This window comes from Larkinella humicola, assembly GCF_008727875.1.
Classification (GTDB): Bacteria; Bacteroidota; Bacteroidia; order Cytophagales; family Spirosomataceae; genus Larkinella; species Larkinella humicola.
The window spans coordinates 506,871-528,874 of the sequence record NZ_VTWS01000004.1 but is presented as its reverse complement, the minus strand read 5'-3'; the positions used below and the strand labels follow the sequence as shown (position 1 = coordinate 528,874).

16 protein-coding genes are annotated in these 22,004 nt (G+C 55.2%); 10 read left to right on the top strand and 6 right to left on the bottom strand.

Annotated features, from left to right (window positions below; all coding sequences use genetic code 11):
• Positions 1-7: 7 nt before the first annotated feature.
• From F0P93_RS18180 to F0P93_RS18160, 5 genes are all read left to right on the top strand, one after another.
• Positions 8-1,411 (top strand): DoxX family protein, encoded by a 1,404-nt coding sequence (locus tag F0P93_RS18180; RefSeq protein WP_225309536.1) that lies wholly within the window; start codon positions 8-10, stop codon positions 1,409-1,411.
• Between the two features lie 12 nt (positions 1,412-1,423).
• Positions 1,424-3,076: a hypothetical protein gene (locus F0P93_RS18175; RefSeq protein ID WP_225309535.1), complete on the top strand. Its 1,653-nt coding sequence runs from the start codon at positions 1,424-1,426 to the stop codon at positions 3,074-3,076.
• A gap of 117 nt (positions 3,077-3,193) precedes the next feature.
• Positions 3,194-3,805 (top strand): c-type cytochrome, encoded by a 612-nt coding sequence (locus F0P93_RS18170; RefSeq protein WP_150878422.1) that lies wholly within the window; start codon positions 3,194-3,196, stop codon positions 3,803-3,805.
• A 154-nt stretch (positions 3,806-3,959) separates the two neighbouring features.
• The gene (gene soxC, locus F0P93_RS18165; RefSeq protein ID WP_150878420.1) at positions 3,960-5,183 is read left to right on the top strand and encodes a sulfite dehydrogenase; all 1,224 of its coding nucleotides are present in this window, start codon (positions 3,960-3,962) and stop codon (positions 5,181-5,183) included.
• 73 nt (positions 5,184-5,256) lie between these two features.
• Positions 5,257-6,684, top strand: coding sequence for a phytoene desaturase family protein (locus F0P93_RS18160; protein ID WP_150878418.1), 1,428 nt, complete (start codon positions 5,257-5,259; stop codon positions 6,682-6,684).
• 9 nt (positions 6,685-6,693) lie between these two features.
• Here the strand turns inward: F0P93_RS18160 and F0P93_RS18155 are convergent, their stop codons facing one another.
• Positions 6,694-7,065, bottom strand: a complete 372-nt coding sequence (locus F0P93_RS18155) for a hypothetical protein (RefSeq protein WP_150878416.1) — start codon at positions 7,063-7,065, stop codon at positions 6,694-6,696.
• 307 nt (positions 7,066-7,372) lie between these two features.
• Here F0P93_RS18155 and F0P93_RS18150 point away from each other — a divergent pair, with 307 nt between their 5' ends.
• The 5 genes from F0P93_RS18150 (at position 7,373) to F0P93_RS18130 (ending at position 17,708) form a co-directional block, all read left to right on the top strand.
• A complete protein-coding gene (locus F0P93_RS18150; RefSeq protein ID WP_225309534.1) occupies positions 7,373-9,205 on the top strand; it encodes a glycoside hydrolase family protein in 1,833 nt (610 codons plus the stop codon).
• Between the two features lie 382 nt (positions 9,206-9,587).
• Complete coding sequence (locus tag F0P93_RS18145; RefSeq protein WP_150878412.1) at positions 9,588-10,844, top strand: mandelate racemase/muconate lactonizing enzyme family protein; 1,257 nt, start codon at positions 9,588-9,590, stop codon at positions 10,842-10,844.
• 4 nt (positions 10,845-10,848) lie between these two features.
• Positions 10,849-11,862 (top strand): D-2-hydroxyacid dehydrogenase, encoded by a 1,014-nt coding sequence (locus tag F0P93_RS18140; protein ID WP_150878410.1) that lies wholly within the window; start codon positions 10,849-10,851, stop codon positions 11,860-11,862.
• A gap of 810 nt (positions 11,863-12,672) precedes the next feature.
• Positions 12,673-16,278, top strand: a complete 3,606-nt coding sequence (locus tag F0P93_RS18135) for a putative Ig domain-containing protein (protein ID WP_150878409.1) — start codon at positions 12,673-12,675, stop codon at positions 16,276-16,278.
• A 773-nt stretch (positions 16,279-17,051) separates the two neighbouring features.
• Positions 17,052-17,708, top strand: coding sequence for a GDSL-type esterase/lipase family protein (locus tag F0P93_RS18130; protein WP_225309533.1), 657 nt, complete (start codon positions 17,052-17,054; stop codon positions 17,706-17,708).
• Here the strand turns inward: F0P93_RS18130 and F0P93_RS18125 are convergent.
• From F0P93_RS18125 to F0P93_RS18105, 5 genes are read right to left on the bottom strand one after another with little or no spacing between them, the layout of a single operon-like run.
• Positions 17,705-18,481, bottom strand: a complete 777-nt coding sequence (locus tag F0P93_RS18125) for an SDR family oxidoreductase (RefSeq protein WP_150878406.1) — start codon at positions 18,479-18,481, stop codon at positions 17,705-17,707. The genes F0P93_RS18130 and F0P93_RS18125 overlap by 4 nt on opposite strands.
• A gap of 14 nt (positions 18,482-18,495) precedes the next feature.
• Entirely contained in the window at positions 18,496-19,452 is a 957-nt protein-coding gene (locus F0P93_RS18120; protein WP_150878404.1) for an aldo/keto reductase, read from the bottom strand.
• On the bottom strand, positions 19,452-20,258 hold the full coding sequence (locus tag F0P93_RS18115) for an HpcH/HpaI aldolase family protein (protein WP_150878402.1): 807 nt from the start codon (positions 20,256-20,258) through the stop codon (positions 19,452-19,454). Before F0P93_RS18115 ends, F0P93_RS18120 begins: the two co-directional genes overlap by 1 nt.
• A gap of 24 nt (positions 20,259-20,282) precedes the next feature.
• Positions 20,283-21,239 (bottom strand): NHL repeat-containing protein, encoded by a 957-nt coding sequence (locus tag F0P93_RS18110; RefSeq protein ID WP_150878400.1) that lies wholly within the window; start codon positions 21,237-21,239, stop codon positions 20,283-20,285.
• 1 nt (position 21,240) lies between these two features.
• Positions 21,241-21,990: a phytanoyl-CoA dioxygenase family protein gene (locus F0P93_RS18105; protein WP_150878398.1), complete on the bottom strand. Its 750-nt coding sequence runs from the start codon at positions 21,988-21,990 to the stop codon at positions 21,241-21,243.
• Positions 21,991-22,004: the final 14 nt, after the last annotated feature.

Sequence of the window (22,004 nt, the reverse complement as noted above, 5' to 3'; positions counted from 1 at the left end):
TACGAAGATGAAAGACGTGAGACCTGAGCGTATCGACATTGAGCCGAAAAACGGGGCGGTTTTCAGCCGCCCCCAAACCGGTAGCTCCGACCAGACCGAATGGCCGAGCTACGAGAAAACCCTATTCCGGATCGTTTTTTTGTATTTCATCCTTCAGGCCGTTCCGCTCGACCCGAAGTTTTACCGGGACCTGTTCTCGGTCAACTGGGCCGCGTTGTCGTATGGCGACATTTTTCAGCTCGCCCGCTACCAGCCCCGGTTTTTCGACGGCCCCGACACCTTCGCCAACTGGGTGGTTATCTTCGTAATCGCGTTGCTGGGGGTCATCATCTGGAGTTTCCGGGATCGGGATCGGAAAGAATACAATAGGCTCTATTATTGGCTGCGCGTTGTGCTGCGGTACCGGCTGGCGGTCGGTTTGCTGGCCTACGGTTTCATCAAGCTGTTTCCGATTCTGGCCCCGGCACCGTCGATCAGCAACCTGAACACCAACTACGGCGACCTCACCGACTGGAAGCTTTTCTCGCTGAGTCTGGGCATTGTGCCATCGTATGAGTCGTTTCTGGGCGGGGTCGAAATTCTGGCGGCTCTGTTGTTGCTTTACCGGAAAACCGCTTCGATTGGCGCGTTTCTCACGGTGTCGTTTCTGGGCAACGTCTTCATGTCGAATCTGGCCTACGAAGGGGGCGAATACATTTACAGTTTCTACCTGATCACCCTCGCGCTGGTGTTGCTGGCATTCGATGCCCAACGGATTTTTACGTTGCTCGCCCTCGAACGACCCACGATTCCGAATCGGTTCAACCCCGATTTTTCGGACCAGCAGAAAACCGCCCGGCTGGCGCTCAAAAGCATTTTTGTGCTGTTTTTTGTGGGGTTATATGGTTACAAAACCTACACCGGTTACCGGGAAGGCTCCTACCAGTTTCCGCAGGAACCCGGTTTGACCGACGCCAGCGGGCTGTATACCGTCAGTGAATTCCGCATTAACGGGCGGGAACTGCCCTACTCGGCGACGGATTCGGTTCGCTGGCAGGATGTGGTTTTCGAAAAATGGGCCACGCTCAGCATTCGCTCCAACCGCCCGGTAACGCTGGATCGTACGAACGTTGAATTCATCCAGGTGAACGACAGCGACCGAAATTATGAGTTTTCGGGCTCGGCAGGTCGGCATTATTACCACTACGATGCCGACGCGTCCAACCAGCAGCTAACGCTCCGGAATCGCAATCCGAACCATGCCACCGAAACGCTGCAACTGCACATCAGCCGCCCCAATCCCGGCACGATTGTCCTGTCGGGTGTCGATCAAAACCGGGACTCCGTTTATGCGGTCTTGCAGAAAATCGACAAAAAATACCTGCTCGATGAGGCCCGGAAAACGGGGCGTCGCGGGGCCCTAAAACTCTAACCAAAACCGGTCATGGCCATTCAAAAAAACACCTCAGACGGTTTCGTACTGGAACCAAAACCGGCTCGCGACGGGCAACCCGGCGCAAACAAAACCGCTTCGGATTCACTCGGCCGCCCCTGGACGACGTTCCAGAAAGTGCTTTTCCGCGTCGCCTTCGTCTTTTTCGTTTTATTCTCCATACCGCTCAGCCCCGAGTGGTACCAAAATCTGTTTGAACTCGACTGGCTGCATCTGCATTACCGTGATCTCTACGAAATCGCCCGGTTTTCGCCCAGTTTGCTGCGGTATTTCGTCGGTGGCCGGGGCGGTGGTGGCGAAGGCGGTGGGGCCTTGCTGCTGGGGTATGCAGATTGGTTCATCGTGCTGGGGATCGCCATCGTCGGCGGACTGATCTGGACGGCATTGGACCGCAAACGTCAGGAATACAACATTTTATACTACTGGCTTCGGGTCATCGTGCGCTACCGGGCCGGTATCGGCATCATCGGTTTCGGTTTCACCAAACTGTTTCCGACCCAGATGCCCTATCCGTCCGAGGGCCTGCTGAACACCGATTTTGGCGATTTCACGGCGCAGAAAATCTTCTGGTTATCGGTCGGCATCGTGCCCTGGTATCAGGTGTTTACGGGGCTGGTCGAGATTCTGGCGGGCGCGTTGCTGTTTTTCCGGGGAACCACCACCATCGGGGCCGCTTTGCTGCTCGGGGCGCTGGGCGACATTGTTTACGTCAATTTCGCGTACGACGGCGGGGTTCACGTCTACAGCTCCTATTTCGTTGTGATGGCCCTTTTTCTGCTGGTTTACGACGCCCGGAATATCTACAACCTGCTGATTCTGGAGCGGTTTACGGTTCCCCTTCGCTTTTACCCGGATCTGTCGAAAGGCTGGAAACGCTTCACCCGCATCGGCCTGAAAACCGCCACGTTCGGCATTTTTCTGGTCTGGCTGACCTACCTGCAATGGGTCAACCTACGCTACGACCCCTACAAACAACCGGCAGTCAAAGGCGTTGCCCAATTGCGGGGTTTGTATAACGTGACCGAATTCCGGATCAACAACAAGGTAATCCCTTATTCCCCTTTGGACACGGTTCGCTGGCAAAATGCGACGTTTGAAAAATGGTCGTCGTTCACCTTCAAGGTCAATCGCCCGACGAAACTGGATCTGTCCAACGGCGGTGGTTCGCCCATGCGCGACATCAACCGGACGTTCGAGGTGTCGGGCGTGGCCGGTGGCAAACGAGTGTTCTACTACGATGCCGACACGGTGAACCAGGTGTTGTATTTGCAGGATAAAATCCGGCAGACGAACCGCGCTACGGTCGATGGGCGGGAACTGAGCGGTCGGGAAGGCCGAAACCGCCGGGAGAGTCAGGAAGCGAAGCCCGACAACTGGATTACCAAAGCAGCACTGGCCAACATTGGCGATGAAGACCACAAAATTGACCCCAGAGCCTGGTCAACCCGCCGAACCCGGGGCATCGCCGAGGAATCCCGTCCCGTGAAACGCAACCGCATGATCCTGACGTATTCCACCACCGACGGATCGCATGTCATTCTGACCGGGATCGACGATCGAAAAGACTCCATTTACGTGGTTCTGGACCGCGTCAACCGGAAATATGCCCTGTCGGAAAGTAGCTTGCAGGCGGGAAAGTATTGAGGAATAATTCTTGAAAATAACGAAAATAACCCGCTTCAGGAACCGGTGTCAATCGCTATTTTTGATCAGCATATAGCTTGGTTCGAATGCGGGTTCTCTGTTTTCATCTGGTATAACATGATTCCTAAAACCGCCTGCTTAAAAATCCTGGGTGCCGGGCTAACTGGTTTTTTACTCGTCGCAGTGCAGGCCAGTGATCAGGCCTGGGGCAACAGCCCGGTATCCGAACAATCGGTAAAACCGGATACGCTCGGCTGGCCCGCCCGGTTTGGGTTAGGTCGCCCGGCCACGGCGAAGGAAATTGCGGTTGTAGACATCGACGTTTGGCCCGACGGAACCGGTTTGCCCGCTGGTTCCGGCACCGTTTCAGCCGGAAAAGCCCTTTATACCGCCCAATGCACGGTTTGCCACGGGGCTACGGGTACGGAAAGCGCCACTCTTGGTGGTCGGCTGGTGGCCACGTCGCTGACGGGACGAGAAAAAGCGATTGGCAATTACTGGCCGTATGCGACCACCCTGTTCGATTACATCCGCCGGGCAATGCCGCTGACAGCACCCGGTTCGCTGTCCAACGACGAAGTGTATAGTTTGACGGCTTTTTTGTTACAGGCCAATCAAATCATCGATTCAACGGTGGTAATCAACGCCAAAACCTTACCCAAAGTGGTAATGCCCGCGCAGAAATTCTTCGTGCCGGACGACCGAAAAGGGGGGCGAGAAATTCGGTAACCCGCCTGCACCTGCAAGGTCTTGAAGACCTTGCAGGTTTTCTTAACGAATGCCTGCAAGATTTCAAAGACCTTACTGACTTTTGCAAACAACACCTGTAAGGTCTTGAAGACCTTACAGGTGTACGGAATCAAGTGTACTGTATCATTACTTTATGCGCAAAAAAATAAGCCGTCGGATGTTGCTGGGCGGAGCCGCCACAGCCGCCGTTGCCATTACGCAAACCTCGTTTGCCAAAGCGGTACAGATCGGTATTCCGGAGAAAGCGTTCGGGCCGGATGACCCGACCAAAGTGCCGGGCGCTCCGCCGGGCGAGTTGGGCACGCGCTCAAAGTTCGAGAAACTGCTCAAAAGCCCGTCGGAAATCTCGTCACGGACGCCCTTGCAGGATTTATACGGCATCATCACGCCCGCGGATCTGCACTTTGAACGACACCACGGCGGTGTGCCGGTGATCGACCCGGCGAAGTACGAACTGGTGATTCACGGGATGGTCGACAAACCGACGGTGTTCACATTGGCGGATTTGAAGCGGTTTCCGTCGGTTTCACGCATCTGTTTTCTGGAGTGTTCAGGAAATTACCGGGGCCGGGGTACCAATCAAAAACTGAGTCCGCAGGATATTTGCGGGCTAACCAGCCAGAGCGAATGGACGGGGGTGCTGCTTTCGACCCTGTTTCGGGAAGTGGGCGTCCAGCCCAAAGCCACCTGGTTTCTGGCCGAAGGCTCCGATGCCGCCGTCATGACCCGCAGCGTTCCCGTCAGCAAGGGTTTTGACGACGCCATGATCGTTTACGCCCAAAACGGCGAACCGCTGCGACCGGAACAGGGCTACCCCGCCCGCCTGTTTCTGCCCGGTTGGGAAGGCAACGCCAGCGTGAAATGGCTCCGCCGACTCGAACTGGCCGACCAGCCCTTCATGACCCGCGAGGAAACCTCAAAATACACCGAACCGATCAGAAACGGAAAAATCCGGCAATTCAGTTTCACCATCGACGCACGCTCGGTGATTACGTATCCGACTTATCCGGCCACCATTCAGAAAGGCTGGCTCGAAATCCGGGGCCTGGCGTGGAGCGGTCGCGGAAAAGTCCGGCAGGTGGAAGTCAGCACCGACAACGGAAAAACGTGGCACCTCGCCCAGTTGCAGGGACCGGTGCTGGACAAAGCCCACACGCGATTCCGGTATCTGTGGCAATGGAACGGCAGCGAAACCGTCATCATGAGCCGGGTAATTGACGAAACAGACTATCTCCAACCCACACTCCGTGAGCTTCTTACCGCGCGCGGGGCCGACACGGGCGGGTATCATTTGAACCCTATTACGGCCTGGGAGGTTAAACCCAACGGGCAGGTGCTTTTCCGGCCGGAAGTTTAAACTGTTACACAGAGTTGAGCAGAGGATATTTAAACAAAAACTCTACTCAACTCTGCGAAATAACTCTCAAAACGTGCATAAAACTGACTTTGACGCCGTCGTTGTGGGTTCTGGTCCGAATGGGCTGGCAGCCGCCATCACCTTGCAACAGGCCGGGCTTTCGGTGTTGGTGCTGGAAGGCAAGCCCGAAATCGGGGGCGGACTGCGGTCGGCGGAACTGACACGGCCTGGTTTTATCCACGACACCTGCTCGGCCATTCACCCGCTGGCGGTCAACTCGCCGTTTTTCCGAACACTACCCCTCGGCGCTTTTGGCCTGGAATACATCGAGCCCCCCATTGCCGCAGCCCATCCGTTCGACGACGGCACAGCGGCCCTTTTGACCCGATCGGTGGAAGAAACCGCCCGCTGGCTGGGGCCGGATGAAAAGACCTATCTGAACCTGTTCAAACCGCTGATCGAGCAGTGGCCGCGCATCGACTTCGATGTGTTAGGTCCGTTAACGTTCCCGAAACACCCGCTGGATTTTGCCCAATTTGGTCTGAAAGCCCTGCCGCCGGTGACCTGGCTGGCAAAAGCATTCGAGACCCCACAGGCCAAAGGGTTGCTGGCGGGCATGGCCGCCCATTCGATTCAGCCCCTGTCCAATTTTGCAACCTCAGCCATTGCTGTCGTGCTGATGACGGCGGCTCACGTGCGGGGCTGGCCCTTACCCAAAGGTGGTTCTCAGCAGATTGCCAGGGCATTAGCCGCTTACTTCACCTCGTTAGGCGGCAAAATCGAAACGAATTTTTACGTCTCTTCGCTGGCGCAGCTTCCCTCCTCGAAGGCGGTTTTGTTCGACATCACGCCTAAACAACTCCTGCAAATCGCCGGACACCGGTTTTCGGCACTTTACCGCTGGCAACTGAACCGATACCGCTATGGCATGGGCGTTTTCAAGGTCGACTGGGCACTGGACGGCCCGATTCCGTTCACCGCGGAAAGCTGTCGGCAAGCCGGTACCGTTCACCTGGGAAATACGCTGGAAGAAATCGCCGACTCGGAATTGCGGGCTTCGAAGGGCCAGCATCCCGAAAAACCGTATGTTCTGCTCGCCCAGCAAAGTCTGTTCGATGCGACGCGGGCTCCGGCGGGGAAGCACACCGCCTGGGCCTATTGCCACATTCCCAACGGCTCGACGGTGGACATGACCAAGGCCATCGAAAACCAGATCGAACGCTTTGCTCCCGGTTTCCGCGACCGGATTCTGGCCCGGCACACCATGAATCCCGCTCAGATGGAAGCGCACAATCCCAATTACATCGGGGGCGACATCAACGGCGGCATCATCGACATCGGCCAGCTTTTCACCCGGCCCGCGCTGCGCTGGTCGCCCTACCGAACTTCGGCAAAAGGGCTGTATATCTGCTCGTCATCTACCCCACCGGGGGGCGGTGTGCACGGCATGTGCGGGCATCATGCCGCGCTGAGAGCCTTAAAGGATGTTTTTACCCCGTAATTTCGGCGACTAGTCGGCTATTCCATTCTGCGGTTTATAATTCCGGTTCACGAAAGCCGGTTTTGAAGGGATCGCAATGGCCGTATCGCCCAAACCACCCCGGCGCTGGTGTTCCCGGTAGCCGGTAATCTCCTGCGCCTTGCGGTTCCGAATCCGGAATTCAACGCCCGCTTCCGGCTCCCACTGACGGGCAGCGGTTATCTTATTCGGATGTTTATAAGCAGCCGTCGAATACGTCAGATCATTTTTCAATCGATTCTGCGCAGCCACCTCAGTCACCTCATTGGGAGCGACGGATTTGGAGAGGTCAGCCTGGGCGGAAGGAACGCTCATCAGCGTCAGGGAAGAAGCAACGAACAGGGAGTGGAGGATCGTTTTCATGGCGTAGGAAGTTTGGTTTGGTTGTCCGTTTTGGATGCATGAAAGGTCCGCTTTCGGATGGAAAAACGCTGTCACAAATGCGTCAATCCCTGCTACTTTTGAGAAAAGACGGGGATGTCCGGGTAAACCCCGGCGGGCTGCGCCATGTCTTCGCCCAAATGCGTCCTGCCTGAAAGAAAGTACCAGAATTGCACCTAAAAGTAAAAGAATAGCCAACCGGCAGAGGTTACTTTTGTACAGCATCGGTGACCCTACTGGCGGAAATCACCCCACATTCCCTTAACGAGTTGTCATGAGATCTGAAAAAATGAAAACCCGGCGAGACTTCCTGCGGACGGGTTTGATCAGTGCCACGGCCGTTCCGGTCTTGCCAAATCTGCTGGAAGGTTCATCAGAAAACGAGCCGGTTTCGTCCACCGGTGAGCAACTGGCTACACCGCCCAAAAAACCGGCATTGGACAAACACCGCAACCTGTTCAACGGCGACACCTGCGTGTATTTTTATAACCCGGAACTCTGGCAACCCGAAGACTATTCATTGAAAACCGTTGCCAATCCCCGCACCGGCAAGATGGGCACGAAACCGGTGGCGGTGGGCGGGCCATTCAAAGCCAAGGCGATTCACCGGTACGTGGACATCTTGGCCGACAACGGCATCGATACCTTCGTGATCAACGCCAACGCCAACCGGGCCTGGTATCCCAGCAAAAAAATCCCCAGCATTCTCGACGGCTACAAACGCGGTGACCGTAACTATTTCCGGGGTCACGCCGTCTGTCAGGGCATTACCGAACCCGAAGCGGTGGAGGAATTTCTTGACAATTTCACCCGCTTCATGAACCGGTATCAGGATTTGATCGACGCGGGCGTGGACTGGCTGGCCGAAACCTCGAAAGCGTGCCGACGCCGGAAAATCTCGCCCTGGGTCAGCATCCGGATGAACGACATGCACGGGAGCCGCAACCCGGAAGGCAGCTTTTTCAATCTGCCGCTTTTTAAGAAGAAAGAGATGCGGCTGCAACACGCTTCGTACGGGTTGCAGAACGCGCAGGACCGGATCGGGTTGAATTACGAAAAACCGGAAGTGCGCGCCCTGATGTTCGAGCAGATTCGGGAAGTGGTGGAAGATTACGACTATGAAGGCCTGGAACTGGACTGGTGGCGCCAACCGCTCTGCTGCGAACCCGGTGCCTCGCCCGAAACCATCGCGATGATGAACGACTGGTTTCGCCAGATTCGCGCGCTCACGCAGCGTCAGGCCAAGAAAACCGGAAAACCGTATCCGTTCGGGATGCGCATACCGGGGGCACTCGATCAACTGAAAGCCATTGGCGTGGATGTGGTCACGCTGTGTCAGGAAGGCACCCTTGATTTCGTCATTCCGGCGGGTTTCTGGGCCACCACCTGGGACATGCCGCACGATGAATTCCGAAAACGCCTGGGCGACCGCGTAACCATCTACGGTTCCGTGGACGATGGTGCCAACAGCCTCCCCACGCAGAACGAATCGGGAACGGTCAAAGAGCGGATGCGGTACATTAGCGCCAGTCCGGAAATTGTGCGGGCCAATGCGGCCGGGAAACTGGCGATGGGCGCACAGGGCATTGAATGGTTCAACTTTTTTTGTACGGATCAACCGCTGATTCCGGGCATTCGGTCCGATTACACGGCCTTGCGCGACATCGACAAGCCCGATTTCCTGCGGGGAAAACCCAAACACTATTGTTTCAGCACCGCCGGAGCGTTTTTCAACCCAACCCCGTTTGAGCTTCCCGCCCAGTTGCCCGCCAGCATCGGCCCTTTCGCACAACGTTCGTTCCAACTGGCCATGTGCGCCGAACCCGCCGACCAGAATCTGGAACTGCTGGTGCAGGTGGTGCTGAAAGCCGGTGAAAAACCAATGTATATGCCGGTTTCGATCAACGGCTGCTGGCCGAATCTCAAAAACGCATCGACCGACAAACTGCTCCGCCCCTGCGGCTCGCTGACGCATTTGACCAACGATCATGTGGGCTACACGTACCGGTTTCCGGTTTCGCTCATCACCGACGGCTGGAACAAGATTGTCGTTGAAAACCAAAGCAAAGAACCCATTACAGTGGCCGCCCTTGAAATCGCCGTTCAATCGAAAGCGGTTTAAAAGTTGCCCCCAACCGAAGCGTCGGCCCGCCCCAAAAGCTACTATTGCAGGGAATTATATGTAATGAAAATGATTGGTAAAAAGTAACTCCGGAGGTGTTCACGGTTAATAGGAATTCATTAATCGCAGTTCGTCCAGCCCCGGCAGGGGCGTCCTAAAGTGTGACTTTGATTGAGGACGCCCCTGCCGGGGCTGGAACAACGCGTTGGTACATTTGACTATTAACAGAAGACCCCTCCGGGGTAAATTTGCAAGATCCCTGCAAGAGTAACCCTGAAGGGGCTAAAAGTACTCGGATTGTTAAAAGCCGCCTTTAGTGGCCGACCCGACGCTTTGGGGTAACTGATTAAGCGGTTTCTTAAAGAAGTCACCGAAGCAACTCATGAAAATTACCAACGTCGAAACCATCCTGCTGACGGGTCCCTGCACGAACGACCCGTATCTTTCCGAAGCGCGTCAACTGCGCAGTGCGGCTTTTATTCGCATCGAAACCGACGCCGGGCTGACCGGTTTGGGCGAAACCTACGCCGGGTATTTTTTCCCGGAAGGCGTCCCCGCTATCGTGGAGTTTTTCAAACCGATTCTGATCGGCAATACCGTCGATGACATTCCGGCATTGTGGCAACGCATGTACCAGTGCGGCAATTTCTGGTGCCGCGTCGGCCTGGGCGCCATCGTGCTGGCCGGAATCGAAGCCGCTTTGTGGGATTTGAAAGGGAAATTGATGGGCGTTCCGGTTTACAAACTACTGGGCGAAGCCTGGAAAGGCAGTTTTCCACAAACCGCAGGAAACCCATTTGCCGCCCCGGATTACCTTCCCTGCTACGCAACGGGTGGCCCCAGTAATTATCCCCTGGAAAAACTGGGCGACAAAGTGGACTTTTACCAATCGCTGGGGTTTCGGGGGGTTAAAATCGGAGCCGGAGCGTATTGGAAAGCGGGCGGTTTTCAAATTTCCATTGACCCCACGGAAGCGGCTGAGCTGGAAGCGACGAAAGCCGCGTATGTCCGTCAGCAATTTGGCAACGACCTCTGGCTCTTGTTCGACGCCCACATGGGCAACAGCCCGACACTGACCTGGGGACTCGAAACCGCCACGGCGGTCGCGCGGGCGCTGGAACCGTATGCGCTTTTCTGCCTGGAAGAACCGCTACACTACACCCGGCCCGATCTCTACGCCGAACTGCGCCGGAACACCCAAACGATCATTGCCGGGGGCGAGTGCCTGACGGCGGTTTGCGAATGGCAGACGTTCATCGAGCAGGACAGTTTTGGCATCGGCCAGCCGGATGCTTCCTTTACCGCCGGTCTGGATCAGTTTATGCTGGTCGCGTCCAGTCTGGCGCAACGCGGACAGAAAATTGCACCCCATGCCTGGGGTGCGGGCGGTTCGCAAATGCAGAATATCCATTGCGGTTTTGCCTGCCCGAACACGGTGATTCTGGAAGTCGCCCCGGCCTACGGCCCGCTGCACAGCGAAGTCATCGGCGACAGTCTGCAACTGAAAAACGGTTACGTAGTGCGTCCCGAAAAACCGGGTTTGGGCATTGAACTAAGTGAAGCGACGATTCGCCGGTTCCCGTTTATTCCCGGCAGCGGTGAATTTAACAGCGTTCCCGGCAAAATTCTGACGACCTGAAACCATGCTGAACGTATTGATTGACATGCCGGTTTACGAACCGGTCTTCCGTTCGGTGCAGCAACTACCGGGCGTTTCGGTAGCGGTTGTGGAGCAGCCGGAAGAAAAGGTTCGACCCTTGCCGGTCAGCCAGATTCAGGATTGTGACGTCCTTTTCTGCACGTTTCTCCCCGAAAACCACGAAGAAATGAAGCGGCTGAAGCTGGTGCAGATCAGTTCGGCCGGGTACAGCCAGTTGTTCGGCAAAAATCTGGTGGAACGGGGCATCCGGGCCTGCAATTCCCTGGGCGTTTTTGATGTGCCGATTGCCGAATGGAACATCGCCATGATGATTAATCTGGCCCGCGATCTGCGCGGTCTGGTTCGGAATCAGGAGGGCCGGATCTGGGATCGGTCGGCCCGGTTTCAGAACGAAATTCGCGGGTCGGTGGTGGGCATCTGGGGTTACGGCGGGATTGGCCGCGAAACCGCCCGGCTGGCCAAAGCCCTGGGCATGACGGTTCACGTGTTGGTTCGGCAGCCGATTCAGCCGAGGGATGCGGTTTATAATGTCCCCGGAACTGGTGATTCCGAGGGCAATCTACCCGACCGCGTGTTTTACGGTTCCGAGAAAGAAGCGTTTCTGAAGAGCCTGGATTTTCTGGTGATGGCGATTCCACAAACGGGAACCACCACGGGAATCATGGGCGAATCCGAACTTCGGCTGCTGAAACCCACGGCTTTTTTGCTGAACCCGGCGCGGGGTCCCTTGATTCAGGAAGCAGCCTTGATCAAAGCCCTGGCGGAAGGCTGGATTGCGGGCGCGGCTCTCGATACCCATTACCACTATCCGATGCCGCCGGACCATCCGCTCTGGCACTTCCCGAATGTCATCCTGACGCCCCACATTTCGGGCTCCAGCCTGAGCCCCCGGTTTCTGGAGCGGGTTTCTGAAATCTTTTTGCAAAATGTAGAGCGGTTTCAACAGGGAGAACCATTGTTGAACGAGTTGACGGCTTCGCAATTGGCGGGGAATTGATCGATTTTATACAGTTAAAAACCAACGCTGCATTGTTGAATCCCTCCGGGATTACTGAATATAACCATCCAAACCGTGGTCAGTGTCATCTCCTAAAGTATATACACATCTTTAGGTGGGTTTTGGGTCAGTAATAATCCCTGCCAATATTCGTAGAATCGCTGTAAGCCCATAAAGAAGTCTGTACGGCTCTCCCAACCCGAAGGTCCTGCCCCCGTTTCGTAAACTCAGTTAATTAGATCGCTGATTGGTTTCCAGCCAGTATTGACAAATCAGCGAGAGGGTCACTCTTACTGATTCACGAAGGGTCGTTTTCAATTAAAACGAATTGGTGCCTGCTTAGTAGCGATCCATTTCCTTTGGTGATGGATCGCTACTAAGCATCAATGCCGGAACGTCATTCGGATTGAAGAATGACGTTCCCATGACTCCTCATTGGGGTTTAGTGTAAAAATGCCCAAATGGTATTCCAGTAAATTGGTATCGTTTTAGCAAAATGGAACATCCCTTATGGTATTTGGAACATGGGTTATGTTCAGTCCGTTTTTCTTCCCGTAGGTTTGTGAGCCGTTGTTTATCCTGATCTTTTCCAATCACCATCCTCTTTTCTCATGGCAATCGGAGGCTTGCCATAGGTTGTTTTACCGAACTAAAAATCCCACTCAGTGCCAGTCCGATTGATGGAATCTCAACCAATCACCTAATCTCAAAATAGAGCATGACAGAAAATAGTCTACTTCCTGCCCATTGTTAACGGAGTCGTTGGGCGGTTCTGTTTTCTAATTTTATCCCATTTTACCCTAACATCCCATGCATTCATTTTTAATACCGAAAATTAAATACCCTGGTTTCGTCCCGGCTCTGTTCCGAACTACTCCCGCCCGGTGGGGGCTCGTTTTTCTCCTGCTGGCCGGACTTCATAGTGGAGCCCGGGCCATTGGTTTTACCGCTCCCATCCATTCCGTAAAGACAGGATCAACACCTTCGAAGAGCAAAGTCGGCGGGGCTGCCCATTTCGGGCGCACCAGACCCCAACTGGCCAATCCCTGTTCAATCACGATGGCGGCTCCGGCCAGCCAGACCCTTTGTGCGGGCAGCACCACCGCTCCCGTTCCTTTTACCGGAAACGGAACCGTTTACCGCTGGACCAATTCCAACCCCTCGATCGGCCTGCCCGCCAGCGGCACCGGCACCATCGACTCCTTTACCGCACTCAACACCACCCCTTCAACCCAGACGGCCACCATCACCGTCACGCCCCTGGGGCAGGGACCGACTTTAGCCTATACTGTTAATAATAATTATCGAGATTATAACGATCAGGTCCCGAGCAACATAAGCGTGATCGATGTAGCCACCAATACGGTTTTGCCAAACACCATCCCGTTGCCGGGTCGTTCCCCATCAGGCATGGCTGTGAGCCCCAACGGCACCCTCATCTATGTTGGCAATTATTTGTCGGATAATGTCACCGTAATCGATGCGGTCACCCAAACGGTGTTGACGACCATTGAGGGGATAGACGGCCCGACTGCTGTCGCGTTTAGCTCCGACGGCACTCGCGTCTTTGTCGGGAGTTTTAATTCGCCTACCGTCAGCGTGATCGATGTGGCTACCAACACAATCACGGCCACTATCCAGGTGGAGGGTGAGCCAAATGGTGGTGCCGTTATGAGCCCTGATGGCAAGCGCGTTTATTTTACCATGCAAAATTTGGGAAATCCGTCGTATGGTTTCAGTGTGGCGGTGATCGATGTAGCTACTCAAACGTCGATCGCCACCATTCCGGTGCCCGATGGCGCGGGTGCCATCTGCATAACTCCCGACGGCACCCGCCTTTATACCACGTCTGTTCTAACGAATAAAGTTACCGTGATCAATACGGCCACCAATACCGTTTCGGCCACCATTGAAACGGTTCAATATGGATTCCAGTTTTCCCTGGTCGTGAGCCTGGACGGCCAGCGAGTCTATGTCTCGACAAACCCGAAAAGGGTGACCGTGATCGATGTGGCTACCAATACCGTCTCGGGCAAGATCGATTTTGAGCCTTTTTCCCCGGCAGGACTTGGTATTACCCCCGATGGGAGTAAAATCTATGCAGTGGAACCTACGCAGGACAGGGTGAGCGTGATCGATGTGGCTACCAACACGGTTTTGCCAAACACCATTCCGGTGGGAAACAATCCGAGTTTCGGTGGTTTTGGAACAATCCCCTGTGAGGGTCCTTCCCAAAGTTTCACCATTACCGTGGATCCGGCCGTAACGGCCAGCATCACTCCGTCATCACCGACCCTTTGTGCAGGCTCCAGCACCACGCTTACCGCCACTGGCAGCCCGGCTTCCGGTACCAGCACCTACCGGTGGAACACGGGCGCTACCACGTCTACCCTGCCGGTTTCCACCAGCGGTCCCTTTTCGGTGACCGTAACCACGGGCAGCTGTTCCGCCACGGCCTCCACTTCAGTAACCGTGAACACACCTCCCACGGTCAGCATTTCACCCAGCCTCTCCACCACCGTCATTCAGGGCCAGAGCGCCAGCCTGACGGCTTCCGGGGCCGATTCATACCGGTGGTCGACCGGAGAAACCAGCCCGATTATTTCCGTCAGTGTCGCCGGACCCTATTCCGTGACGGGAACCACCGCGGGTTGTTCAGGCAGTTCCAGCGTGACGCTGGTGGTCACCAATCCGGCCTCCGCCAGTCTTTCGGGCAGTACTACCCTGTGTCCCGGCCAACCCGCCACACTCAGTGTTGACCTGACCGGAACGGCTCCCTGGTCGCTCACGTACACCGATGGGACCACGCCGGTCACGCTCGACGGAATCACCAGTTCTCCCTACACCTTTACGGTCAATCCGGCTGCCACCACCACCTTCAACCTGCTGGCGGTTGCCAGCTCCGAAGCGCCCACCGGCGGAACCGTTAGTGGGTCGGCCACCGTCACTCGCCCGGAAGTGCCACCCGTTCCCACCCTGACGCCCTCCAGCACCAGCGTGATTCAGAATACGCCCAATGTGACACTGACCATCAGCGGTTGTCCGGGAGCACTCAGTTGGTCGGGCTCCAACGCGACCAGCGGAACCGGAACCACGATTTCCGTTCCGACTTCGGCCATAGGTACAATTGTGTATTCAGCGAGCTGCGTCAGTACCTGCCCCGGTGTACCCGGTTCGGCCACCGTCACGGTTACGACACCAACCGCCACCGGTTCTTTCGACGGCTTTGTCAACGGCGCCGATTGCGGCAGTTTCCGGGGCTGGGCCTGGGATCGGGGCAAGGGAAATACTGCCGTCTCCGTTGAAATCCTGGATGGTTCCACGGTGATCGGGACGTTGCTGGCCGGGGATTTTCGCCAGGATTTGCTCGATGCAGGGAAAGGCAATGGCAAACACGGTTTTCGCTTCACGATTCCCGAATCGATCAAAGACGGTTTGTCACATACTCTCTCGGCCCGCGTCGCTGGCAGCAGCTTTATCCTGAAAGACTCACCCAAGGCCCTGATCTGTCAGGGCAGTAGTACGCCCAGCAACAAAGCCCCGGTGCCGCCTTCACCCACGGTCCTGGTGGCACCCCTGAGTGCGCAGGTGGGTGTGCCATTCTCGGGAACCCTGGTGCCTTTTACTGATCCGGAAGGACAGCCGCTAACGTATGCACTAACCGGTTTACCCGACGGCTTATCGATCAACATGACCAGCCGCGTGATCGCGGGAACACCCACACAGTCGGGCTCCTTCGTGCTTACCTATTCCGCCAACGACGGGGTGCTAACCAATTCGGTGAGCTTTCCGTTGACAGTTAATCCGGAATCAATGACTACAGTGACGGGTAGTTTCGAAGGCTATCTGGACAAAGTGGAATGCGGTAGTATCCGGGGGTGGGTCTGGGACCGCAATAAACCCAACACGCCGGTAACGGTGGAGTTTTATACCAGCAGTGCCGTTTTGGGCAGTGTGGTAGCCAACATCTACCGGGCGGATCTAAAAACCGCCGGAAAGGGCAATGGGGTGCATGCTTACAGTTTCGAAGTGCCGGCCAACTTGAAAGATGGGACGATGCGGGTGATTTACGGCCGGGTGCAGGGCAGCACCTATGTGTTGAAGGATTCGGGAAAACCGTTGACGTGCAATTCACCGATACGTCTGTCGGCAGAAAGCAGTCCGGAACTTCAGGTAAAGGTGTTAGGCAATCCGGCACATGATGAGATAAAAGTAGAAATTCGCGGAGCGGAAGGCCAGCCGCTCCGGTTGCAACTTACTGATGCCAGTGGCCGACTTGTCAGTCAACGATTGATCGAAATGACAAAGCCGGTCGAGCAACAGTCGCTATCGGTTCAGCAGCAACCGGCGGGACTACTGCTGTTGCGGGTTACTAGCGGTGTAAAAAGCGTGACAATGAAAATAGTGAAGCAGTAGCGTTTTAGAGAGTATTCCTTGAAGAAATGGCGCGGGTCGGTGATCTGCGCCTTTCTGTGAGTCAACTTACTGAAACTGGTATAAACAACGCCGGCTGCTGGAACAACTATTCAGGAGCCTCAAAAGCAAGTATTTGCGATTTGAATCCAGTCAGTTAAGCAGGTATGAAAAACTGCTTGAATTGATGATCGTGGCCTTAGTGGAAGCTGTCAAAGTGCGGCAATTGATCAAAGCGCGCGATGGCCAGACGGGTCAGGAACCGGGATCTGTTCTGGGCTTGAGGAGCAGGCTTTTTCACGGGTGCTCAGTCCGGGTCTGGCCGGCAAAACGGATCGACTGATAAATCCTCACCCGGCAAGGAGTCTGTCTATCGGAGTCAGCGACCACCAGGACCACCGGACTTCTTTACGGGCTTACAGCGATTCCACGAATATTGGCAAGGATTTTTACTGGCCCAAAACCCACCTAAAGATGTGTATATACCGTAACTTTAGGTGAAGACACAGACCACAGGTTTGTCTGATCACGGATTTAATTGATTCTTATTGAATAGCTGAGCCAATCTCGTAGGATTGTAGGATTAAACAGCACAGCGTTGGTAGTAACTACGCTGTGCTGTTTAGCCTCTGAAGGGGCTACAAACGACTTCTCTATTACTCAATAAGTTTGAGCTGTCAAAATAATCTATGCAACTCAAAAACCGTTTCTACCCTAGGCCAACTATGTACCATCAAAAAAACCGAAGAAAGATTATAACGCTAATCGCCTTTCTGATGGTTGGGAATTGGTCGGTTTTGGCGCAGGAAATCAACTGGGACAGCACCGTTCGGCCCGATATTTACAAGGCTAGGGTCGATCTGTTCCGATCGCTGCCGCATTCGCGCAAAGACGTGGTTTTTCTGGGCAACAGCCTGACCTTCTGGGCCGACTGGAGCGATTTACTGGGCGATACGCGGTACAAAAACCGGGGCATTCCGGGCGACATCACCTTCGGGGTGCTGGAACGGCTCGACGAAGTGATTCAGGGAAAACCGGCGAAGGTTTTTATCCTGATCGGCATCAACGATCTGGCACGAAACATCCCCGACGCCGTCATTCTGCAAAACTACCGGCGGATGGCCCGACGGTTGAAAACCGGCACCCCATCCACCCGGATTTACTTTCAGACGCTGCTGCCCACCAACGATTCATTTCAGAAACTCAGGAGCCACTACAACAAAGAAGGCCACATCCAGACGCTGAATGCGGCCCTGAAAGAAATGGCCCGTACGGAAGGTTTCGAAGTCATCGACCTCCACCCGCATTTTGTGGATGAAACCGGGAAGCTGAAAAAAGAATATTCCTGGGACGGTGTTCACCTGACGCTGGCGGGTTACCATCGGTGGGCCGAGGTACTGAGCAACGGCAAGTACGTGAAGTGGCGGCATTAAGCATTCAAACCGCCGTCCATCAGAATGTTTTCACCATTGATGTAGGCCCCCGCCTGGGAAGCCAGCAGCACGATCAGCCCCTTGATGTCGTCCTGGTTCGCCATGCGTCGCAGGGGGACTTTTTTGGTGTAATTCTCCAGAAACCGTTCCGGCTGGTGGTTGAACAAACCACCCGGACTGACGCAGTTGACGCGTACGTTTTTCCCAGCCAGAATCTGGGCCATGTATTTTGTCAGGTTGAGTAAACCAGCGTTGTGAAAGAAATAATCGGGGGGCGGATTGCCCATCGTGGTGCCTTCGTAATTCGACAGATCCGGGCCGAACATGCCCATCATCGAGCCGATGTTGATGATGCTGCCACCCCCGTTTTCGACAATCAGGTCGGCCATTTCGCGCAGAATGTCCATCGAACCGGTCGCATTGACCCGCATCGATTCCGCAAAATCCGAGAGGGGCGCATCGTAGCCCTTCATGGGCCGCGAAACCGCATTGTTGACAAACACATCCAGCTTGCCGAACTGCAAACGGATTTGGGTTTTCAGGTTTTGCACCGAATCCGGATCACCCTGATCGACCGGCAGAGCAAACACCTCCAGCCCACGAGCCTGAAACTGGTTGGCGACTTCCTGCCCGGCGGCCAGGTTTCGGGAAGCCGTGATCACCGTCGAACCGGCTTCCGCCAGCCCTTCCACGATGCACTTTCCGTAGTTGCCCGCGCCACCCGTTACCAGACTCACTTTGCCGGTTAAATTGAATAAATCGTTGATATGCATAAGGTTGTTCGCAGTTAGTTTAACCAGCCCATCCGGTCCCAGTGGGGCAGGTTGAGAAAAGCGGGGTCGGGATAGGCCCGATCTTTCGCCCGGGCCAGGGTTTCAGCATCCAAGTGAGGACCGTTCACGGCCGCCAGCGACTGGTGCAAATAAGCCGGTTTGTCGATGCCCACCAACAGGGAAGACACTTCCGGAAAGGTAGCCACGAACCGAACCGCCAGCGTGGACAAATCCGGAAAACCGGTAGCCACCAGGTCATCAAACCGGCGGAGGTGGATTTCGACGTCCGCCAGGGCCGGGTGCAGGTGCTGGCCTTTGCTGGTCAGTAAGCCTTTCATCAAAACCGACCGAACAACGATGCCGACGCCCTTTTCTGCGGCAAGTGCAAACGCCTGCGCCTGTCGCTGGTCCATTAGGTTGAACGGCAGTTGAATAACATCCCACACCCCGGTTTCGATGGCTTTCTGCGTTTCTTCAACCGAATAGGTTGAGACGCCCGTACTCCGAATGGCACCCTCTGCTCTTAAATCGGCAAAAATTTGAGGAATTTCGGCATTCTCCAAAATGCCCAAATCGGCCTGATGGAGCATGAAAATGTCGACATAATCCGTCTGCAAAGCCGTTAAGCTCTCCATCAGTGAGGTTTTAATGAGCTTTTTCAGGGCAAAACCGGTCGGAAGTTCGCCGTTGCTATCGCGCAACTGGCGGCATTTGGTCCCGATTACGACCTGTTCGCGCCGGTCCCGAAAAGCCTTGCCCATGATGGTTTCACTCGCGCCATACAGGCGGGCGGTATCGAAAAAATTGACACCCGATTCCGTGGCTTCGTGCAGCAATCGGATCGATTCGTCTTCCGAGAGCATATCAGCTTCGCTTTTGACGCCAATGCCGTAGGGCAGTCCGATTTCAACCCCACCGAAAGCCAGTTCTGAAACCGCAATGCCGGTTTTTCCCAGTTCCCTTTTTCTCATTATTTATAGCCACCCTGAGCTGATTGAGCCGGTGTTGTTTCTTTGTTGAAGCGATTGATCAGACCGTGACAATAGTTACTGACGCCCACGACATCGGCACCCACGCTGACGAACTTGTAGCCCATCGCGACGAACTCTTCCAGCCGGTCGATAGGCCCGGTGGTGGCGGCAAATTTGCCGTGTTTGACGCACACTTCGGCAACGCGTTTGCGGGCCGCAACGAGCCTGGGGTGGTTCCATTCGCCGGGCGCACCGATGGCCTGACTGAAATCGCCGGGGCCGAAAAAGAGCATGTCCACGCCATCGAGGGCGGCAATTTCCTCCAGTTCGTCGAGCGGTTCGGGGTCTTCGATCTGAAGCGCGACAAACCGCTGCTGGTTGGCCTGCCGGAGGTATTCGTGGAAATCCAGGTTGGTGTAAGCCCCGTCGGCATTGCCGCCGTCGATGGCCCGCAGACCCAGGGGATGAAAACGGGTCATCTGAACCACTTTCTTCGCGTCTTCCAGGCCCATGCAGTGCGGCACCAGAATACCGGTGGCGTCCAGTTCCAGCGGTTTGACGTAATCGCTGTAGCTGCCGCGCGGCACCCGAACCATGATGTCGGCATCCTGCGATTTGGTCGCCCAGATGTGCGAACTCACCACCGACCAATCCTGTCCCTGGTGTTCGCGGTCGATCCAGATGCAGTCAAAACCGGTTAAGGCCACCAGTTCGGAAGCCTGACCATCGCCAAAATTCACTTTAAAGCAACTGACCACTTCGCCAGCTCGTAACTTCTTCAATACCCGGCTTTCGCGCATTTTCATGGTAAAATCTGTTTTTCCGTTTCGTTATACCCGCTTTAACTGCATGGGATACACGTTATTGGCATTCCACTGGCAAACGTACACGTTCTCGTCCGCGTCGATGCAAACGTCGTGCGGATGGACAAAAACCGGGCGGTGTTGCGATTGCGTTTGTAAGATACCGTTTTCATAGATCGGTTCGGTGCCACCCGGCGTCGAGATCACCCGATCATGTTCATCCAGAATCGTGATGTAGCCCGAGCCAATAGCCCGGTTGGTGGTCGACCGAAAGACAGCCGCAAAAACATAGTGATCGTGTAGAACCGGTCGGCAGACAAACGAACCAGGCAGCGGAATCGTGCTGACATACTGCCCATCCAGCGTAAAACGCTTGAGCACATTATGGTTCCGGGAGGTAATCAGCAGGCTCGGCTGATCCGGTTTTCGGGTGTCAAGCGCAATCCCGTGTACGCAGTCAAACTGCCCGTTTTCATCGCCCCGCCCGCCCCAGTGCCGGATGTATTCGCCCTGGCTGGTGTACTGAATGACGTATTGCAGGCCGTAGCCATCGGTTACATACAGATCACCGGTGGGGCCAACTGCGGTTTGGGTCGGCAGAAACTGGTCGGCGGAGGTATAGGCACTGATTTCTCTAGGATAATCCAGAACCATCACAACCTGACCCGTTAGCGTCGTTTTAATGACCTGGTGGCGATCAATGTCCGTAATCAACAGAAATTCTTCACCGTTTTCGTTAACTAACGTCAACCCGTGGCCGCCCGGATAGTCCGTTCCCCACGAATCCAGCAGTTTTCCCGACCGGTCGTAGAGCAGGATGTTGTTGCGGGTTTCATTGGTCAGCATAAAAATCCGGCCTTTGGCGTCGATCACCATTTCGTGGCAATCCTTCACCGGATGCGTCGCCGGATTCAGCTTGCCCCAGTCCGGGAAAACCTGATACCGGTGCGTGCCGTGACCAATAAGCGTGTCCGGATCGATCATCTCAGAGGGTTTCAGCGTGTAATTTCTTCTGGTAAGCCGCTTTCGCTTCGGCATCTTCCTTCGCCGATTCGGCCCAGTAAATAAGGCCGATGGCTTTGCGGGTGCGGTTTTCGGTGCGGTTGGCTTCCGCCCAGTGAATCGTCATCGAATGGTGAATCAACAAATCACCCGGTTTGGCGGGAAAAGCGACGGCCTTGGCCTGATCGTCTTCGGTCCAGAAATCCGTGATGCCCTGCGAGAACCCGAGCGTCTGGGTCCGGCCGTGCGGTCGAATGCCGTTTCGGTGCGAACCGGTCACGTAGCGAACGCAACCGTTTTCGGCATCGACATCCTCCAGCGCCAGCCACATCGTCACCGCTTCGGTCGGTTTCAGCATGAAATAATAGTTGTCCTGGTGCGGGGGCGTCGGTTTGCCGATTTTGGGCGGTTTATTGAAATATTCAAGGGTTTTAGGAATAGCCACATCGTCCAGCAGAAACTCGGCAATTTGCTTGAATCTGCTGTTATTCAGCATCACATCGAAATAGGCATTGTATTTCTGCATATCGATGAGCTGCTTCAAGGTCGCCGGATCGTTCTTGTCTTCGTAGAAGACGAGTTCTTTGGGCATCGCGGGGACTTCTCCGCTGATAAAATTTTTAACCTGCTCATTGAGTTCACCCACTTCGGCGGGGGATAAAAAACCGGGTAGAAAAACGTATCCGTCCCGGCGAAAGGCTTCTTTCAGGTCTTGCGCGTTTCCTGTTTCCATGCGAATTGAACCGT

Bases quoted from the DNA above. Each gene is read 5' to 3' on its own strand.
- F0P93_RS18180 (WP_225309536.1), top strand. From the start codon at position 8: ATGAAAGACGTGAGACCTGAGCGTATCGACATTGAGCCGAAAAACGGG.
- F0P93_RS18175 (WP_225309535.1), top strand. From the start codon at position 1,424: ATGGCCATTCAAAAAAACACCTCAGACGGTTTCGTACTGGAACCAAAA.
- F0P93_RS18170 (WP_150878422.1), top strand. From the start codon at position 3,194: ATGATTCCTAAAACCGCCTGCTTAAAAATCCTGGGTGCCGGGCTAACT.
- soxC (WP_150878420.1), top strand. From the start codon at position 3,960: ATGCGCAAAAAAATAAGCCGTCGGATGTTGCTGGGCGGAGCCGCCACA.
- F0P93_RS18155 (WP_150878416.1), bottom strand. From the start codon at position 7,065: ATGAAAACGATCCTCCACTCCCTGTTCGTTGCTTCTTCCCTGACGCTG.
- F0P93_RS18150 (WP_225309534.1), top strand. From the start codon at position 7,373: ATGAAAACCCGGCGAGACTTCCTGCGGACGGGTTTGATCAGTGCCACG.
- F0P93_RS18145 (WP_150878412.1), top strand. From the start codon at position 9,588: ATGAAAATTACCAACGTCGAAACCATCCTGCTGACGGGTCCCTGCACG.
- F0P93_RS18140 (WP_150878410.1), top strand. From the start codon at position 10,849: ATGCTGAACGTATTGATTGACATGCCGGTTTACGAACCGGTCTTCCGT.
- F0P93_RS18135 (WP_150878409.1), top strand. From the start codon at position 12,673: ATGCATTCATTTTTAATACCGAAAATTAAATACCCTGGTTTCGTCCCG.
- F0P93_RS18130 (WP_225309533.1), top strand. From the start codon at position 17,052: ATGGTTGGGAATTGGTCGGTTTTGGCGCAGGAAATCAACTGGGACAGC.
- F0P93_RS18125 (WP_150878406.1), bottom strand. From the start codon at position 18,481: ATGCATATCAACGATTTATTCAATTTAACCGGCAAAGTGAGTCTGGTA.
- F0P93_RS18120 (WP_150878404.1), bottom strand. From the start codon at position 19,452: ATGAGAAAAAGGGAACTGGGAAAAACCGGCATTGCGGTTTCAGAACTG.
- F0P93_RS18115 (WP_150878402.1), bottom strand. From the start codon at position 20,258: ATGAAAATGCGCGAAAGCCGGGTATTGAAGAAGTTACGAGCTGGCGAA.
- F0P93_RS18110 (WP_150878400.1), bottom strand. From the start codon at position 21,239: ATGATCGATCCGGACACGCTTATTGGTCACGGCACGCACCGGTATCAG.
- F0P93_RS18105 (WP_150878398.1), bottom strand. From the start codon at position 21,990: ATGGAAACAGGAAACGCGCAAGACCTGAAAGAAGCCTTTCGCCGGGAC.